Origin of the sequence: Enterobacter cloacae complex sp. 277I4 (assembly GCF_050031465.1) — a bacterium.
Classification (GTDB): Bacteria; Pseudomonadota; Gammaproteobacteria; order Enterobacterales; family Enterobacteriaceae; genus Enterobacter; species Enterobacter cloacae.
In genome coordinates this window covers 1,587,058-1,604,726 of record NZ_JBLGWC010000001.1, presented here as the reverse complement: position 1 = coordinate 1,604,726, position 17,669 = coordinate 1,587,058, and the positions used below count along the sequence as shown (strand labels likewise).

Annotated in this window: 15 protein-coding genes; 4 read left to right on the top strand and 11 right to left on the bottom strand. The window is 56.0% G+C overall.

Going from position 1 to position 17,669, the window contains the following annotated elements:
* Positions 1–87 precede the first annotated feature (87 nt).
* A complete protein-coding gene (locus ACQG19_RS07700; RefSeq protein ID WP_246931513.1) occupies positions 88–1,683 on the bottom strand; it encodes an ABC-F family ATPase in 1,596 nt (531 codons plus the stop codon).
* Between the two features lie 221 nt (positions 1,684–1,904).
* On the opposite strand from ACQG19_RS07700, the gene ldtB reads away from it, so the two are divergent.
* On the top strand, positions 1,905–2,825 hold the full coding sequence (gene ldtB, locus ACQG19_RS07695; protein WP_020689864.1) for a L,D-transpeptidase: 921 nt from the start codon (positions 1,905–1,907) through the stop codon (positions 2,823–2,825).
* Between the two features lie 43 nt (positions 2,826–2,868).
* On the opposite strand, the gene ACQG19_RS07690 is transcribed toward ldtB, so the two are convergent.
* The 9 genes from ACQG19_RS07690 to mntR all read right to left on the bottom strand — a co-directional run bounded on the left by ACQG19_RS07690 (position 2,869) and on the right by mntR (position 13,512).
* Positions 2,869–3,585 carry a GntR family transcriptional regulator gene (locus ACQG19_RS07690; RefSeq protein ID WP_013097449.1) on the bottom strand — a complete coding sequence of 239 codons (717 nt, stop codon included), beginning with the start codon at positions 3,583–3,585 and terminating at the stop codon, positions 2,869–2,871.
* 15 nt (positions 3,586–3,600) lie between these two features.
* Positions 3,601–4,923, bottom strand: a complete 1,323-nt coding sequence (locus ACQG19_RS07685) for a PTS sugar transporter subunit IIC (RefSeq protein WP_038418970.1) — start codon at positions 4,921–4,923, stop codon at positions 3,601–3,603.
* Between the two features lie 51 nt (positions 4,924–4,974).
* The gene (locus ACQG19_RS07680; protein WP_023622501.1) at positions 4,975–6,351 is read right to left on the bottom strand and encodes a glycoside hydrolase family 1 protein; all 1,377 of its coding nucleotides are present in this window, start codon (positions 6,349–6,351) and stop codon (positions 4,975–4,977) included.
* Positions 6,352–6,498: 147 nt separating this feature from the next.
* Positions 6,499–7,539, bottom strand: a complete 1,041-nt coding sequence (locus ACQG19_RS07675) for an aldo/keto reductase (protein ID WP_040020693.1) — start codon at positions 7,537–7,539, stop codon at positions 6,499–6,501.
* A gap of 106 nt (positions 7,540–7,645) precedes the next feature.
* Positions 7,646–9,169, bottom strand: a complete 1,524-nt coding sequence (locus tag ACQG19_RS07670; RefSeq protein WP_246931515.1) for an efflux transporter outer membrane subunit — start codon at positions 9,167–9,169, stop codon at positions 7,646–7,648.
* Positions 9,169–10,740 carry a DHA2 family efflux MFS transporter permease subunit gene (locus ACQG19_RS07665; protein ID WP_029882858.1) on the bottom strand — a complete coding sequence of 524 codons (1,572 nt, stop codon included), beginning with the start codon at positions 10,738–10,740 and terminating at the stop codon, positions 9,169–9,171. Before ACQG19_RS07665 ends, ACQG19_RS07670 begins: the two co-directional genes overlap by 1 nt.
* Positions 10,737–11,831: an HlyD family secretion protein gene (locus ACQG19_RS07660; protein ID WP_058683726.1), complete on the bottom strand. Its 1,095-nt coding sequence runs from the start codon at positions 11,829–11,831 to the stop codon at positions 10,737–10,739. Before ACQG19_RS07660 ends, ACQG19_RS07665 begins: the two co-directional genes overlap by 4 nt.
* Positions 11,832–11,932: 101 nt before the next feature.
* Positions 11,933–13,042, bottom strand: coding sequence for an anion transporter (locus ACQG19_RS07655; protein WP_038418965.1), 1,110 nt, complete (start codon positions 13,040–13,042; stop codon positions 11,933–11,935).
* Positions 13,039–13,512: a manganese-binding transcriptional regulator MntR gene (gene mntR / locus ACQG19_RS07650; protein ID WP_013097457.1), complete on the bottom strand. Its 474-nt coding sequence runs from the start codon at positions 13,510–13,512 to the stop codon at positions 13,039–13,041. Before mntR ends, ACQG19_RS07655 begins: the two co-directional genes overlap by 4 nt.
* Positions 13,513–13,695: 183 nt before the next feature.
* Between mntR and mntS the strand changes: the two genes are divergently transcribed.
* Both mntS and ACQG19_RS07640 read left to right on the top strand, forming a co-directional pair.
* Positions 13,696–13,824, top strand: coding sequence for a manganase accumulation protein MntS (gene mntS, locus ACQG19_RS07645; RefSeq protein ID WP_013097458.1), 129 nt, complete (start codon positions 13,696–13,698; stop codon positions 13,822–13,824).
* Between the two features lie 283 nt (positions 13,825–14,107).
* Positions 14,108–15,691 carry a phosphoethanolamine transferase gene (locus ACQG19_RS07640; protein WP_129251494.1) on the top strand — a complete coding sequence of 528 codons (1,584 nt, stop codon included), beginning with the start codon at positions 14,108–14,110 and terminating at the stop codon, positions 15,689–15,691.
* A 150-nt stretch (positions 15,692–15,841) separates the two neighbouring features.
* On the opposite strand, the gene ompX is transcribed toward ACQG19_RS07640, so the two are convergent.
* Positions 15,842–16,360, bottom strand: coding sequence for an outer membrane protein OmpX (gene ompX / locus ACQG19_RS07635; protein ID WP_013097460.1), 519 nt, complete (start codon positions 16,358–16,360; stop codon positions 15,842–15,844).
* Positions 16,361–16,714: 354 nt separating this feature from the next.
* Between ompX and rhtA the strand changes: the two genes are divergently transcribed.
* On the top strand, positions 16,715–17,602 hold the full coding sequence (gene rhtA / locus ACQG19_RS07630) for a threonine/homoserine exporter RhtA (protein WP_013097462.1): 888 nt from the start codon (positions 16,715–16,717) through the stop codon (positions 17,600–17,602).
* The last annotated feature ends 67 nt before the right edge of the window (positions 17,603–17,669 follow it).

Here is a 17,669-nt window from a genome sequence, read left to right as displayed (position 1 = left end):
CTGATGCCCTCACCCTAACCCTCTCCCACGGGGAGAGGGAACAGAACGTAGGCCGGGTAAGGCGAAGCCGCCACCCGGCTTTTTTTTTTAGTTCTCGATACCTTTGCTGCGCAGATAATCTTCATAGTTACCGGTGAAGTCCACCACGCGCTCTGGCGTAATTTCAATCACGCGGGTTGCCAGCGAGCTGACGAACTCACGGTCGTGAGAAACGAAGATCAGGGTGCCCTGATACATCTCCAGCGCCATGTTCAGCGATTCAATAGATTCCATATCCAGGTGGTTGGTCGGTTCGTCCATCACCAGAATGTTCGGTTTTTCCATCATCAGCTTGCCGAACAGCATACGGCCCTTCTCTCCACCGGAGAGCACTTTGGCAGGCTTCTTGATGTCGTCCTGGCTGAACAGCAGACGCCCCAGAATACTGCGCACCGCCTGCTCATCGTCCCCTTCCTGCTTCCACTGGCTCATCCAGTCGAAGACGGTCAGGTCGTTTTCAAATTCATACTCGTGATCCTGCGCGTAATAACCAATTTGCGCGTTTTCGGACCATTTCACGCTCCCGTTGTCCGGCTGCAGTTCGCCGACCAGGGTTTTCAGCATGGTGGATTTACCCACGCCGTTGGCACCCAGAATGGCGATCTTCTCGCCCACTTCCAGCAGCAGGTTGAAGTTTTTAAACATCGGGCCTTCATCAAAACCTTTGGTAAGGGCTTCCACTTCCAGCGCGTTACGGAACAGTTTCTTGTCCTGCTCGAAACGGATGAACGGGTTCTGACGGCTGGAAGCTTTAACTTCTTCCAGTTTGATTTTGTCAATCTGGCGGGCACGCGATGTTGCCTGACGGGATTTAGAGGCGTTGGCGCTAAAGCGGCTGACGAAGGATTGCAGGTCCGCAATCTGCGCTTTCTTCTTGGCGTTATCCGCCAGCAGACGTTCACGCGCCTGGGTGGCCGCCGTCATGTATTCGTCGTAGTTGCCCGGGTAAACACGCAGCTCACCGTAATCCAGATCCGCCATGTGCGTACACACCATGTTCAGGAAGTGACGGTCGTGCGAGATGATGATCATGGTGCTGTCACGGTCGTTGAGCGTCTGCTCCAGCCAGCGGATGGTGTCGATGTCCAGGTTGTTCGTCGGTTCATCGAGCAGCAGAATGTCCGGGTTAGAGAACAGTGCCTGCGCCAGCAGCACACGCAGCTTCCAGCCGGGTGCCACTTCGCTCATTGGGCCGTAATGCTGTTCGACCGGAATGCCCACGCCCAGCAGCAGCTCGCCCGCACGCGCTTCTGCAGAATAACCGTCCATTTCGCCGTATTGCGTCTCCAGATCGGCCACTTTGTAGCCATCTTCTTCGCTCATTTCGGCCAGCGCGTAGATACGGTCGCGCTCCTGCTTCACTTCCCACAGCTCCGCGTGCCCCATGATCACGGTGTCGAGCACGGTGAACTCTTCAAAGGCGAACTGATCCTGACGCAGTTTACCGATGCGCTCGTTGGGATCGAGCGACACGTTGCCGAGCGTCGGCTCCAGGTCACCGCCGAGGATCTTCATAAAGGTGGATTTACCGCTACCGTTGGCACCAATCAGGCCGTAACGGTTGCCGCCGCCAAATTTGACGGAAATGTTTTCGAACAGCGGCTTACTGCCAAACTGCATAGTGACGTTGCTGGTAACTAACACGGGGAGATTCCTGCGAAAAGTGTGATAAACACGGCATTATGCCACAATTCCGAATTGAGATCCTGTGTTGCGACGCTCCGCTAAACTTTAACAAAATCGAAAAAAATGTGATTTCGTACACATCTGAATTCCCTGTTAGCGGGAATGCACATATAATGCGCTCCCATCACAGATTCAGACTTATCAACTCACGCCTGAATGGCTTAGATACCTCGCACAACATGAACATGAAATTAACAACGCTTTTTGCGGCGGCGTTAGCCGTAGTAGGTTTTTGCAAAACCGCTTCTGCGGTGACTTATCCGCTGCCGACAGACGGTAGCCGTCTGGTGGGTCAAAACCAGGTGGTGACGGTGCCTGAGGGTAACACTCAGCCGCTGGAGTATTTCGCAGCACAGTATCAGCTGGGCCTGTCTAACATGCTGGAAGCGAACCCGGGCGTTGACCCATACCTGCCAAAAGCAGGTACCGTTCTCAACATCCCTCAGCAGCTGATCCTGCCGGATACCGTTCATGAAGGTATCGTGATTAACAGCGCGGAGATGCGTCTGTATTACTACCCGAAAGGCACTAACACGGTAATCGTGCTGCCAATCGGTATCGGTCAGTTGGGTAAAGATACCCCGCTGAACTGGACCACCAAAGTCGAACGTAAGAAAGCAGGCCCAACCTGGACCCCAACGGCGAAAATGCACGCGGAATACATCGCGGCAGGTGAACCGCTGCCAGCCGTGGTTCCGGCAGGCCCGGATAACCCAATGGGTCTGTACGCCCTGTACATCGGCCGCCTGTACGCCATCCACGGTACCAACGCTAACTTCGGTATCGGCCTGCGCGTAAGCCACGGCTGCGTGCGTCTGCGTAACGACGACATCAAATTCCTGTTCGAAAACGTGCCGGTAGGTACCCGCGTCCAGTTCATCAACGAACCGGTTAAAGCGACCTCTGAGCCGGATGGCAGCCGTTACATTGAAGTGCACAACCCGCTGTCCACCAGCGAAGACCAGATCAACAATAACGAAATCGTGCCGATTACGCTGACCAGCGCGGTGCAGTCCGTGACCTCTCAGCCGGACGTGGAAACGACTATCGTTGACCAGGCTGTGCAGAACCGTTCCGGTATGCCGGTGCGTTTGAACTAATCGCGATACAGCGAAAAAAGCGGGCTTCGATGCCCGCTTTTTTTTATCCGTTATTCACGATCACAATCCCGCCGTGGTCGTAACGATAATGACAGTGCGCATACTCCAGCGGCGTGCCATCTTCCAGATAAATCACCTGCTCCACCTCCAGCACCGGGTCGCTCTCCTCGCAGACCAGATGCTGCATATCCAGCGCATTCGGCTTTAGCGCCCGCACCACGCGGTACGATCCCATGATTTTCAGCCCCAGCGTCTCCTGCACATAGCGAAACACCGAGCTTTCAAGATGACTTTTGTTCAGGCCGGGCACCAGGTTGAGCGGCATTACGGTCGCGTCCAGCGACATGGGCTCACCATTAAGCAAACGCAGACGAATGAAGTCATAGACCGGCGTATCGGCATTGATCATCAGCGAGGCCTGCTCTTTTTCGTTCGGGAAGCGCAGTTCAAAATGCACCACCTGGCTCGTTACCGTGCCCAGATGCTCCCAGGTTTTGGTCGCGCCAAAGTAGTCGCTGCCGGAGAGATCCCACTGCGACAGCTGAAGGAAGTTTTTGCGGATGAACGTCCCCTGCCCCTGACGGGTATATACCAGCCCTTCAACGATCAGCTGACGCATGGCCTGCTGAATGGTCATCCGGCTGGTATTGAACTCCGCCGCCAGCGCAAACTGGTCCGGCAGGGGTTCATTGGCGGCATACTGCTGGCTGATGATGCGTTTTTTGATTTCACGCGCTATGGTGATGTACTTCGCCGCCATCGTACTTCCTTCTGTTTAATGTTCTATCCCGCTGTTTTTCAACGCCACTCGCTCGGCAATTTTGAGGAAAGGCAGGTAGAAGAATACACCAAATACGATGATTGCCAACTGCACCACCACCGCCCGCCAGTCCCCCGCGGTTGCCAGCCAGGCGCTCAGAATTGGCGGCGTGGTCCACGGGATCATCACCACGCAGCGCGACATTAATCCCAGCGTGGTGCAGAGCCAGGCGAAGTAAATGCCAATGGCGGGCAACAGGACAAACGGAATCATTAAAGGCAGGTTAAACACAATCGGCAGGCCGAAAATCACCGGCTCGTTGATGTTGAACAGACCCGGCGCCAGCGACAGACGTGCCACCTGTTTCGCCGATTGTTGCCGCGAGAAGATAAAAATGGCGATCAGCAGTGAAATGGTGCTACCGGTACCGCCCACCATGCCAAAGGTCGGCACGAAGATGTTGTTGATGATATGCGGGATCGGCTGGCCGTTGGCAAAGGCCAGCATGTTCTCATTGGTATTAATCAACAGGAACGGCTCCAGCACCACGCTGTTGACTACCGACTGATGAATACCCAGCGTGAAGAGGAAGTTACCAAAGCTGTAGATAAAAATCGTCCCCGGCAGGCTGGTATTGATGAGTCGCAGCGGCTGCTGGATAAAGGTGGTGATCAGGTGAATCAGATCCGTATGCAATACGTTCGCCAGCAGCGCGGCCAGAACGGCAAACAGTGAGAGCGTCAGGATGGTCGGGATCAGGGCGCTAAAAGATTTACTGACCGCCGGCGGCACGTTTTCCCCCAGTGATATTTGCAGCGCCTTAAGCCGCGAGATGGCGATAAACAGCTCCGTCGAGAGCAAGCCAATCAGCACCCCGGCGAAAATCCCGGTCGAACCAATGTTGGCGAAGGTCAGCACCTGGGTGACATTCACCGTGGTGTCGCTGCCGACGGGCGTGAGCTGCAGACGCATCGGCATCATGATAATAAAGCTGCTGACAGCGATAACCACTGCCGAGACCGGATTGTCGAAATCCTTGTTGCGCGCCAGCGACCAGGCAATCATCGGCGCCAGCAGCAGCGCGGCGATATTCAGCGTGCCATTGATGATCGCCTCGCCCCATACCTTGAAGTGCGTGAGCGTGTCGCCGTCAAAAATCCAAGGAAACACCACATTGTTCACCAGTACCGCCAGTCCGGCGAGGATGAAAATCGGCATCACCGTGGCGAAGGCATCGCGCAGGGAGCGAAGATGCACCTGGTTTGCCAGGCGCGCTGAGAACTCAACAAATTTATCGACAAAGGACTGCATATGCGGTGTGATTTTTGTTTCAGACATAGCGGATAGTTCCCATCAATCAGTCACAAAAACGGCCCGGCAGCGTACGGCTTACATCTCGCGTCCGTTGGTATGGATAACCTGTTTTAACCACGCGTAGCTCTTCTTCGGCACGCGTTTCAGGTCTTTAAGGTCGTGGTTTTCACGGTTGACGTAGACCACGCCGTAGCGCTTACGCATGTCACCCTGGGAGCTCAGAATGTCGATCAGACCCCAGCCGAGATACCCCATCACCTCTGCGCCATCCTCGAACATGGCGGCTTTCATGGCCTCGATATGCGCCCGGTGATAGTCGATGCGGTAGGTATCCTCAATCGGGTTCACGCCATCCCAGGATTCAATCACGCCAATGCCGTTTTCAATCGGGAACACCGGCATGCGCCAGTCGTTGGCGTAGCGGGTGATGATGGTGCGAAAACCGAGCGGATCGATCTGCCAGTTCCATTCGGTGGCTTTCAGGTACGGGTTATTTTTATCGCCGTACAGCAGGTAATTGTTCACCGGGGTTCCCTGCGGAATGGCATCGCTGTCCAGCGTTTTACTGGCGTAGTAGCTGAAGGCCATAAAGTCGTTTTGGGTTCTTGCGAACAGCGCCAGATCCTCGGCACGGTAGATATCGCCAAACCCTTCCTGCTCCACCACCGCCATCACCGCCGGGCTATAGCCCTGACCAGCAAAGACGCGCAGCAAGTTCTGGTTGAGGAATTCATCGTACTGCTGGGCGCAGAAGATATCGCGCGGTTTGCAGGTGGCCGGGTAAACCAGCTGGTGCGCCAGCATACCGCCCATCAGCTGACCCGGTTTTGTCTGGTGCAGGTATTCGGTCAGCGTCATGTGCGCCACCATGGTGTGATGCTGCAACTCGTACAGCTCGCGCAGGGTTTTCTCGCCTTTCATGTAGCCGGAAATACGAAACGCTTCCGGCATATGGAAGATGTTCTGTTCGTTGAAGGTCAGCCAGTACTTCACACGGTCGCCGAAGCAGTCGATCATCTTTTTGCCATAGCGGATAAAGGCATCCATGACGCGACGATCGTTAAAGCCGTTGTACTCCTGCGCCAGCGCCAGCGGCATATCGAAGTGATAGAGGCAGATCATCGGCTCGATACCGCGGGCGATGAGATCGTTAATAAAGCGGTCGTAAAAGGCGATGCCCTCATCGTTGAACTCGCCGTCGCCCTGCGGACAGACCCGGCTCCAGGAGATTTGAAAGCGGTAGCAGTTCATGCCCAGATCCTGCATCAGGTCGAAATCTTCCCGGTAGCGGTGATAGGAATCGGTCGCCACTTTCCAGTCGGAGATGTTTTCCCCCGCTTCGCGAATGTCGTACACCGACATCCCCTTCCCGCCCTCATTCCATGCCCCTTCCGTCTGCATACTGGATACTGAGTTGCCCCATAAAAAGTTGGCTGGCAGTGATTGATTCATGGTCTCTCCCTATATGACTAGTCATTTAAATTTCATGACTAGTCATATAGGCGAAGATGTAAAAGCGATCAAAGAGGAGGATCGAATTTTGTGAGCAGAGCGGGAAAAAAAGCCCCGGCAAGCGACGCGCCGCCGGGGAAAGGAGGGTTATTGCTGTGCGAGCTGATTACGACGATATTCCCCCTGCCGCTCCAGCATCCAGCCCGGATATTCGCGCGGCAGTGCGCTGACGGCATCAAGCTGTTTCAGCTCGTCTTCACTTAAACGGATCCCCGTTGCGGCGATGTTGTCATCCAGTTGATCGACGCGTTTGGCTCCAATAATGACGCTGGTCACCACCTTCTGATGCAGCAGCCACGCCAGGGCGATTTGCGCGACGGAGACGCCTTTGCTTTCGGCAATAGTGCGCATCACATCCACACAATCGAAGGCGCGCTCTTTTTCCACCGGCGGGAAGTCAAACTCCAGACGACGACCACCGGCTTCACTCTGCCCGTCGCGGCCATATTTTCCGCTCAGCAGGCCACCCGCCAGCGGGCTCCAGACCATCAGCCCGACGCCTTCGCTCTGCATCATTGGCACCAGTTCGCGCTCCAGATCACGTCCGGCGATGGTGTAATAGGCCTGCAGCGACGCGAAACGGGCCAGACCCAGTCGCTCGGAAATGCCCAGCGCTTTGGCGATCTGCCACGCGGCCCAGTTAGAGACACCGATGTAGCGCACGTGCCCATGCTGCACCAGGTTATCCAGGGCATAAAGCATCTCTTCCATCGGCGTTGCGGGGTCGAAACCGTGAAGCTGGTAGAGATCGATATGGTCGAGCTGCATACGGCGCAGGCTCTCTTTCACGCTGCTGATAATGTGATAGCGTGAGCTGCCGCGTGAGTTCACCCCCGCCGTGCCCGTTTCGCCAAACACTTTGGTGGCAACCACCACGTTTTCGCGCGGAATTTTCAGGTTTTTGAGTGCCTGGCCGGTGATCTCCTCCGAGCGGCCTTCGGAATAGACGTTCGCGGTGTCGATGAAGTTGATCCCGGCATCCAGCGCACGGCCCACCAGCTGCTCGGCTTCACTTTGCTGCAGCTGGCCAATCTTGCCCCACATGCCACCTTCACCGCCGAAGGTCATGGTGCCAAGGCACAGTTCAGAAACAAACAGACCGGTATTGCCCAGTTTTTGATAACGCATAAGATAGTCCTCACATGTCGTTTGATGGGTGCCTGATAGTTATACCCGCCCCCTGGCCAACGCGAATGTGGCGTTCCTGTCCGTTTCTTGCCCAATCCTCTGAATATTATCCGCGCGGGGCATCGCCAAAGACGGCGTAATCCGGTAACTGCACCTGCTGATAGGGCTCCCAGCCGCCGCCCAGCGCCTTATAGAGCGCCACCAGATCGAGCGCGCTTTGCACCTGCGCCTGGGCACGTTGCTGCTCGGCCTGTGCCAGCTGCCGTTGGGCGTCGAGCACGTCGATAAAGCTGGCAATCCCCTGCCGGTAGCTATCGCTGGCCAGGTCGAAGGCGTTTTGCAGCGCATCGATGGTCTTCGCCAGACCCGCTTCACGCTGCTGATCGGTGCGGTAACTCACCAGCGCATTCTCAACATCCCCCAGCGCAGTCAGTACCGTCTGGCGATAATCCAGCACCGCCGCCCCCTGTTGCGCACGCGCCACTTTCACGCTGGAGACCAGTCTTCCGCCCTGGAAGATGGGAATGGAGACCTGCGGACCAAAACTGTAGAAGTGGCTGCTCCAGTCGGTGAGCCAGTTGGATTCGCTGTTGCGCAGGCCAAACTGCCCGGAAAGAGTAAAGCTCGGGAACAGCTCGGCCACCGACACGCCAATTTGCGCTGTGGCGGCATGGAGATTCGCTTCCGCTTCTCGCACGTCCGGACGACGCCGCGCCAGCGTGGATGGAATACCCGTTTGCACGATATCCGGCAGCGCAGGCATCGGCTGGGCGGACTGCAATTCCGCATCCAACGCCCCCGGCGGCTTGCCGAGCAGGATCGCCAGGCCGTTCATCGCCTGCCGCTCCTGCGCCTGATATTGCGGCAGTTGTGCTTCAAGATTGCCCAGCTGCGCCCGCGCATTTTCTACGTCCATCTGCGGCGACAACCCGCCCCGCTGGCGACTTTCGGTCAGATCCAGCGTTTGCTGCGCACTTTTAATCTGGGTGTTCAGCGTGGCAATAATGCTCTGCGCCCCGCGCAGCTGGAGCCAGGCGCGCGCCACTTCGGCTTCAAGGGAGACCAGCGCGTCGTTACGCTGCTCAATAGCGGCTTTTTGCTGCGCTTCAGCAGCTTCAACCTGACGGCGAACTTTACCCCAGAGGTCAATCTCCCACTGGGCGTCGAAGCTGCCCTGGTAGAGGTTGATCGGCTGCGTCAGCGGTCCTAACGCCCCCCTGAGTTCCGGATCGACGTTATCAAGCTGGTCGTAGACCCCATGAGACTTCAGCTCACCTTCCAGGCCGAGCTGCTGGCGCGTCGCCTGCAGATTGCCGTTGACCGACGGATAAAACCCCCCGCCCGCCTGGTTAATCTGTTCGCGCGCGCCAGCGATGCGCAGCACCGTTTGCTGCAGGGACAAATTCCCGGCGATGGCGCGTTCAATCAGGCTGTCGAGCTGCGGCGAGCCGAACGTTTTCCACCAGCGCGGGTTAGTCGCAGCGGAGGTGGTTTGTGATTTCACCGTGCTGTCGCCTTTATCGTTCCAGTGCGTGACGGCAGGCGGTGCAGGCGGCTGGTAATCCGGCCCCACGGCGCAACCTGCCAGCAGCATCATTATCATCAGGGGGTGTAAACGTCTGTGTATCATCAATGTGCTCCTGCACTCCCCTCGCTCTTAACCGGCGAGAGCAACAAACAAAACGGAATCAGGACCAGCGCCACCACGCTCAGAATGGTGAATACGTCGATATAGGCCAGGAAGCGCGACTGCTCAATCATGGTCTGGTACATGCGCCCGGTGGCAATGCCGGTCGGGTCGCCGACCTGAGTGGTAAAGTTCTGGATCGCCTGCGCGCTTTCGCGGATCGCCTGCTGGAACTGCTCGTTAAACGGCGAGGCGTGGTACGCAAGGTGCGCGCTGTGGGCCTGCGAGCGCTCGGTGATGGCCGCCGTCGAAAGCGATATGCCAATCGAGCCCGCAACGTTACGGAACATGGTGAACAGCGCCGCGGCATCCGCGTTCAGCCGCCTCGGGATAGAAATAAACGCGATGGTGGTCAGCGGGACAAACAGGAACCCCAGCCCAATCGACTGGGCGCTGCGGAACAGCACCAGCGTTTCGAAGTCAATGTCCGGGGTGAGCGTGCGCGACCAGAAGAACGACACAGCCAGACAGGTAAAGCCAAAGGCGATGATCCAGCGCGTCTGCACTACCGGCATCAGCTTCAGGACCAGCGGGATGGTCAATACAATCAACACTGCGCCGGGCGACAGAACCAGCCCGGACCAGGTGGCGGTATAGCCCAGATCCTGCTGCGCCAGCTGCGGGATCACCACCGAGCTGCCGTAAAGGATCATCGCCATCCCCGCCATCAGCAGGCTGGAGATGGTAAAGTTGCGGTCCTTCATGCAGTGCAGATCAACAACCGGTTTTTTGGCATACATCAGCCAGTAAATGGCGCCAATGATGCCGACCAGCGTTAACACCGCAAAGGTGCGAATAAAGTTCGAGTAGAACCAGTCATCATCCTCGCCCCGGTCGAGCATCACCTGCAGACAGCCGAGGCCAAGCGCGATCAGGCCGATCCCCGTCCAGTCGATAGTCAGCTTCTCTTTGGCTTTACTCTCCCATGGGGGATCTTCCAGCAGCTGGTAGATCGCCAGCACCGTCACTATCCCCACCGGGATGTTGATAAAGAACACCCAGCGCCAGGAGTAGTTGTCAGTGATCCAGCCCCCGAGCGTCGGGCCGAGTACCGGCGCAACGATAATGGCGATGGAGGAGAGACCAAACGCTTTGCCCCTGTCTTCCGGTTTAAAGTAGTCAAGCAGCACCGACTGCTGCGTGGGCTGCAGGCCGCCGCCAAAAAAGCCCTGCATCACACGGAACAAGATGATTTGCCACAGCTCGGTCGCGATCCCGCACAGGAACGAGCAGACGGTGAACATCACGATGCAAATCAGGAAGAACTGCTTGCGGCCAAACACCCGGCTGAGAAATGCCGAGATGGGCAGGACGATGCCGTTAGCCACCAGGTAGCTGGTTAATACCCAGGTGGACTCGTCATAGCTGGACGAGAGCGAGCCCGCCACGTGCGGCAGCGCCACGTTGACGATGGTGGTGTCGAGGATCTCCATAAACACCGCCAGCGTAACGACAATCGCCACCGCCCACGGATTGCTGGCGGGCTTCCAGTTGTCGTGGCTGTGATCCGTCATTCCACGGTGACCTTCGGTTCCACCGACAGCCCCAGCGGCAGCGGTTTGTTCGGATCCAGCCCTTTATCAATCACAATTTTCACCGGCACGCGCTGGACAATTTTAACAAAGTTGCCGGTGGCGTTTTCCGACGGGAACGCCGAGAAACGCGAGCCGCTGCCCTGCTGGATGCTGTCGACATGGCCTTCAAGCGCCATATCTGGCCAGGCATCGACGGAAACCTCCACCTTATCGCCTGGCTTCATGCGCTCAAGCTGAGACTCTTTAAAGTTGGCCACCACCCAGACGTTGGGTGAGACCAACGAGAACAGCGCCGTGCCCGCCTGTACCAGCGTACCCGGCTGCACGTTGCGCTTAGTGACAAACCCGTCGAACGGGGCGCGAACTTCGGTGTAAGAGAGGTTGAGGTTAGCGGTTTCCAGCTGCGCTTTAGCCTGATCGACCTGGCGCTCACGCGCTTCGACGTTGGTCTCCTGCTGGCGGATCTGCAGCTGTACCTGCTCCGCCACTTCCAGCTGGGCCTGCGCGCTTGCCAGAGCGGCCTGTGCACTACGCAGCTGGGCGTTGGCGGAATCAATGCTTTGTTGGGTGGTGGCACGCGGATCGACCCCGCGCTGGCGGCGATACTCCGCCTGCGCGTTGGCGAGGTCTGCCTGCGCTTTCAGCACCTGCGCTTTGGCTTCGTCGCGCTGGGCGGGGTATTGCACTTTCGAGAGCGCCAGCTGTGCCTGGGCCTGATGCAGCTGCGCAATAGCCAGGCCAAGCTGGGCCTGAGCCTGATCGCGCTGGGCGGTGGTATCACGCGGATCGATAACCACCAGCAGATCGCCCTTTTTCACGCGCTGGTTATCACGCACATGTAACGCCGTGACATAACCCGCCGTTTTAGGGGCAATCGTCACCACATCGCCGTCGGTAAAGGCGTCGTCAGTTGTCTCTTCGTTACGGGTTAAAAACCACCAGACCAGCGCCACGATGACCATCACCACCACGACAATGCCGAGGATAATTAACGGTTTTTTGCCCGGACGCTTACGCTCATTATTGTTTTTGTCCTGCTCGTCAGCAGGGGTGTTTTGTTCTTCAGCCATAGTTCAGCAACGGTCCTGTCAGTGAGCGGCATCACACTATGCCGTTCACTAAAGCTAGGACGTTGCTATACGTTTGCCAGGAAAAACTGACAAATTGCGCACTATATGAGAAGGAATAATCCGAAACCGATCGCCGCAGCCCAGAGCAGCATGGGGATCGACCAGAGATGGAAGCGCCACCAGATGCGGCGATCGTTCGCCATCCGCAGGGCAATCAGGTTGGCCAGCGAGCCGGGCAGCAGACCAAACCCGCCGATGTTAACCGCCCAGGCCAGAAGCGTGTCCGGCGGAACATAGTTGAGCAGTAAAATGGTAGAAGGCACGTTGCTGATGACCTGCGAGAGGCCAATCGCCGTCAGCCACAGCCCCGGCTGAGACAGACCGCTGACGCTATGCAGCACGTGTTGCAGCACCGGGAGCTGGATAAGCAGATGCACGTCGATGAACATCACCATAAAGACCAGCAGCAACGTCCAGTCCACGCTCACCAGCACGCGTCGCGCCAGCACGACAAAACCAGCCGCCACGAGCAGCACGCCCGCCAGTTCATACCGCAGCTCCAGCGCAAACAGAAAGACGATATACAGCCCCAGGCAGCTCCAGACCAGACGAGGCTGCCACTGCGGGCCGGTTGTGCCGCTGTGGTATTGCAGTTTTTTATCCGGGAAGGCAAACCAGCAGACCGCCAGCAGCGACGCCATCATCACCAGCGCCAGCGGCGCCATCTGCCAGGTAAAGGCGGCGAACGATAACCCTGAACGTCCCCAGAGCAGAATGTTTTGCGGGTTGCCGATAGGGGTTAACAGCGAGCCCGCGTTGACGGCCAGCGCTTCAAAGATGATCAGCCGACTCACCGGGATCTCGCAAAGTTTACGCAGGGTGAGCGTCAGCGGCACGATGATAAACAGCGCCACATCGTTGGTGAGAAAGGTCGACAGCACCGCGGCGGAGAACACCATAAACAGCGACAGCCTGCGTTCGGTGGCAAACCGGCGCACCATTTTGCGCCCCAGCACGTCGAAGTAGCCGCTCAGCTCCACCCCTTTGGTGAGCATCATTAACCCGCTTAGCGTAATGATGGTGCGCCAGTCAATCGCCGCAGGCCAGGCCTTGGGCGCAAACGGTACAAAAAGGCTTAAACCTGCACCAATAATCAATAAGAGATGAAAGAAGCGATCGCGCGTGAGGGCCTGCAGTCCAGGGATTTTCATTCAGCGGAGGAACCATATTTAAGCGTAAACTCACGAAACTTCACCAGCGTCTCTTCGCTGACGTGGTGTTCCATTCCTTCCGCATCCCGACGGGCAATCTCCGGGCTTACGCCCAGCACCAGCAAAAAGTTCTCCACCAGTTGGTGGCGCTCGCGGCTCTCCTGCGCCAGCTTCTCCCCTTCCGGCGTCAGAAAGACGCCGCGCCACGGGATCATTTCGATTAAGCCGACGGAGGCCAGACGTTTTAACATCTTCGCAACGGTTGGCTGCGAAACCCCCAGCCTGGCCGCCATATCTACCTGACGTGCTTCCCCGACCTCGCGAATCAGATCGGAAATCAGCTCAACATAATCATCAATCAGTTCACGTCGGTGGGCTTCACGCACCTGACGAAAACCTTCGACGTGCTCTTCCACATTCACCAGTTGCGTCGTTTTTCTGATTGTTGGCTTACCTGCGCGACGGTTCATTGTACTTCCTCAGTGGGGTGACGCTTCCAGCGCCCGGTATCGAGAGCGCACATTGTAAACCATACCTCTACAAGCACAAAAAATTAACGAAATAGCCATAGCTATACAATATAGCCTGTGCTATATCTGTATGTAATGCAGTCACCCTTCACGGATCGAAGGGATCAAAAATCAGGAGGTCTTATGAACGAATTCAAGAGGTGTATGACCGTGTTTACTCACTCCCCCTTCAGGGTGCGCTTAATGCTGTTGAACATGCTGTGCGATATGTTTAACAACAAGCCGCATCAGGACGACAAACCTTCCCACTAAGCGGCGTTGCGGTACGCCGCTTCATTTTGCCGTCATATTCCCGCTGTAAACTGGCCTCCGGCCGCCCTATTCCCGGTTTTTTTTACGGATTTGCAATCCTCTTCGCAAAACATCTGCTTAGCAACGGTTGATATTATTTAGCGCTCGCACTATCTTCTTGCAGCCCTGCACAATTTGCGGCTCGCTGAAGCGGACCCTCATTCCCTCTCCACGCACTGTCAGGCAGGTTATGACCCTTGACGCCAGGGTGAGCACATGGCGTTTTTATGCATGATAGTGACCTATGAATTTAACCCTGATAGACACCGTTGTTACCCGCAGTCGGGCCTTAAGTCCGTGGACGGCATTCTACTTTTTACAATCCTTGCTGATTAACTTTGCGCTGGGTTACCCCTTCAGCCTGCTGTATGCCGTTGCGTTTACCTGCATTCTGCATTTGCTGTGGCGTACCGCGCCGCGCGCGCAAAAAACGTTAGTGGGCATCTGCTCCCTGATTGCAGCGCTCTATTTCCCGTTTGGTCAGGCTTACGGTTCGCCAAACTTTAATACCCTGCTGGCGCTGCACTCGACCAACATGGAAGAGTCGACCGAGATCCTGACGATCTTCCCGTGGTACAGCTACGTGGTCGGCCTCTTTATTTTTGCGCTTGGCGTTATAGCGGTGCGTCGTAAACCCGAAGAGAAAAAAGCGTGGGGAAAAATAGAGACGCTGTGTCTGGCATTCAGCGTAGTGACCTTCTTTGTCACCCCCGTGCAAAACCTGGCCTGGGGCGGCGTGTTCAAGCTGAAGGATACCGGCTATCCGGTGTTCCGCTTTGTAAAAGACGTTGTCGTCAATAACCAGGAAGTTCTCGACGAGCAGGCGCGCATGGCTGAGCTCTCCAATATGAAAGACACCTGGAACGTGCTGGCGGTGAAGCCGAAGTACCATACCTATGTGGTCGTCATCGGCGAAAGCGCACGCCGCGATGCGATGGGCGCGTTCGGCGGACACTGGGATAACACGCCGTTCGCCAGCGCCGTCAACGGTACCCTGTTTACCGATTATATTGCGGCCAGCGGCTCGACGCAGAAATCGCTCGGCCTGACCCTGAACCGCGTTGTCGACGGCAAACCACAGTATCAGGATAACTTTGTCACGCTGGCAAACCGTGCCGGTTTTCAGACGTGGTGGTTTTCTAATCAGGGGCAAATTGGCGAATACGATACCGCCATTGCCAGCATCGCGAAGCGTGCCGATGAAGTGCAGTTCCTGAAAAACGGTGATTTTGAAGCCGATAAAAATACCAAAGACGAAGCATTGCTCAAGATGACGGCGCAGGTTTTTGCCACGCAGCGCACGCAGCCACAGCTGATCGTCCTGCACCTGATGGGTTCGCACCCTCAGGCCTGTGACCGCACGCAGGGGAAATACGCCGAGTTTGTGCAATCTAAAGAGACCTCTTGCTATCTGTACACCATGACGCAAACCGACGAACTGCTCAGCAAGCTGTACGATCAGCTACGTAATACGGGTGAGAGTTTCTCGTTGGTTTATTTCTCGGATCACGGGCTGGCGTTTAAAGAGCGCGGTAAAGAGGTGCAGTATCTGGCGCACGACGATAAATTCCAGCAAAACTTCCAGGTACCGTTTATGGTGCTGTCGAGTGATGACAAGAAGCATCGTATTATCACCGCGCGCCGCTCGGCCAATGATTTCCTGACGTTCTTCTCGCAGTGGACGGGGATTTCAGCAGAGCAGATCAAAAATGCTTACCCGTTTATCTCAAACAAGAAAGCTCCCCCAGTGTACGTTACCAACTTCAAGTTACAGAAAGTTGACTATAACCATTTGGGTACGGATATTTTTGATATAAAGAGTAAGTAAGCTGTGCGGTCTGATGCCCTCACCCTGGCCCTCTCCCACAGGGAGAGGGAAAAAACATTAAAAACGGCAACCCATGGTTGCCGTTTTGCTTTTACCTTGCAAAAAAAAATCCGCCACATGGGCGGATTTTTTACTGGCTCACCGAAGTGATTAGAAGCGGTAACCTACGCCCGCGATCCAGGTGCCGACGTCAACGTTGCGGATACGGCTCTGCTCATAGGAGAAGTCCAGAGCAACGTCTTCGATTGGGTTGAACTGCAGACCCGCGCCATAGGAGAAGCCGTAGTCGCTGTTGCTTGCAGTGCGGTTCAGACCCTGGTTTTCGGTCTGCTGGAATTTACCGTAGCCAACACCTACAACACCGTAGATGCTTGCCCAGTCGTTGATACGGTAAGCTGGACCAGCGGTGATGCCGTAGTACTGGCCTTTGTTGTATGCGCCGTTTTCAGAACGATCTTTCTCGGTGTAGGTGAAAGAACCGATCACGCCCAGTGGGTTGTTATCCTGCTCGTAACGATACTTCAGGTTGAAACCGTTAGCTTTGTTCATTACGCCCTGCATATCGCTCTGAGCGTAACCACCGGTAACAGTGGAAGTAGCAGCTACAGCGGTACCTGCGGAAACAGCCAGTACAGCGGCCAGTGCTGAAAGACATGCAATTTTTTTCATAACCACCTCAAATGTGCTTCAAGTAAATCCGTAAGTTTTAAATATATCAAAAAAATTTGCGAAACTCTTTGTGATTCGTGATGTCTAACGGGACCTTTCCTGTAACAGAACGTTTCCAGCATCAGTTATCTTGTTCAAATCACAAAGGATTTCTGTTGCTAAATACTCATACTGCGCGTCAACGCCGTTACATTCATCCAGATTATTCCTAATCTGACAGGCGATAAAACCAGCAACGCTTATCCATTTTACGGATTTTCCCTGGTTTTTTTTCAACAGTAGCTCAACCGTTGCGCCATATTTCAATTACACTGCGGCTTTTACCCTATTTGACAAAAATTGACAGGAGAAAGGATGCCAGGGATATCCCGCACGTCATCGGTCTGGATGCCGGTTGCTGTAATTCTGATTGCGATGCTGTCTATACAGAGTGGCGCGTCCCTCGCGAAATCGCTCTTTCCACTGGTAGGCGCACCGGGGGTGACAGCCCTGCGTATCGCTTTGGGTACCCTGATCCTCGTGGTCATTTTTAAACCCTGGCGGTTGCGCGTCAAAAAAGAGCAGCGCCTCCCGCTGCTCTTCTACGGGCTGGCGCTGGGGGCCATGAACTATATGTTCTATCTCTCTATCCAGACCATTCCGCTGGGGATTGCCGTCGCGCTGGAATTTACCGGCCCGCTGGCGGTGGCTCTTTTCTCCTCCCGACGGCCTGTCGATTTTATCTGGGTGGTGTTAGCGGTTCTGGGGTTGTGGTTCCTCTTACCGCTGGGCCAGAGCGTCTCTGAAATCGACCTGACGGGTGCCGCGCTGGCTCTGGGCGCCGGAGCCTGCTGGGCGGTGTATATCCTCACGGGTCAGCGCGCCGGCGAAGAGCACGGCCCGGCGACCGTGGCGCTGGGCTCGCTCATTGCCGCCATCATCTTTGTTCCGCTGGGTATGGCTCAGGCGACAGACTCTATCTGGCAGTGGTCAGTAATGCCGGTGGGTTTTGCTGTCGCCATCCTCTCAACGGCTCTGCCTTATTCACTGGAGATGATTGCCCTCACGCGGCTGCCAACGCGCATCTTCGGTACCCTGATGAGCATGGAGCCTGCACTGGCCGCCATCTCCGGTATGGTATTCCTTGGGGAAACCCTCACCTTTACCCAGACGCTGGCGCTGTGCTCCATTATTGCGGCGTCGATGGGGTCAACGCTCACCATGCGCCCTGAGCCAAAAGTTGAGAAAGTGGACATCCGCTAATACCGTATATTCTGCATGGCCTCGGTGCCATGCAGAATAAAGGCCAGTTCTGTATTATTTATAATTT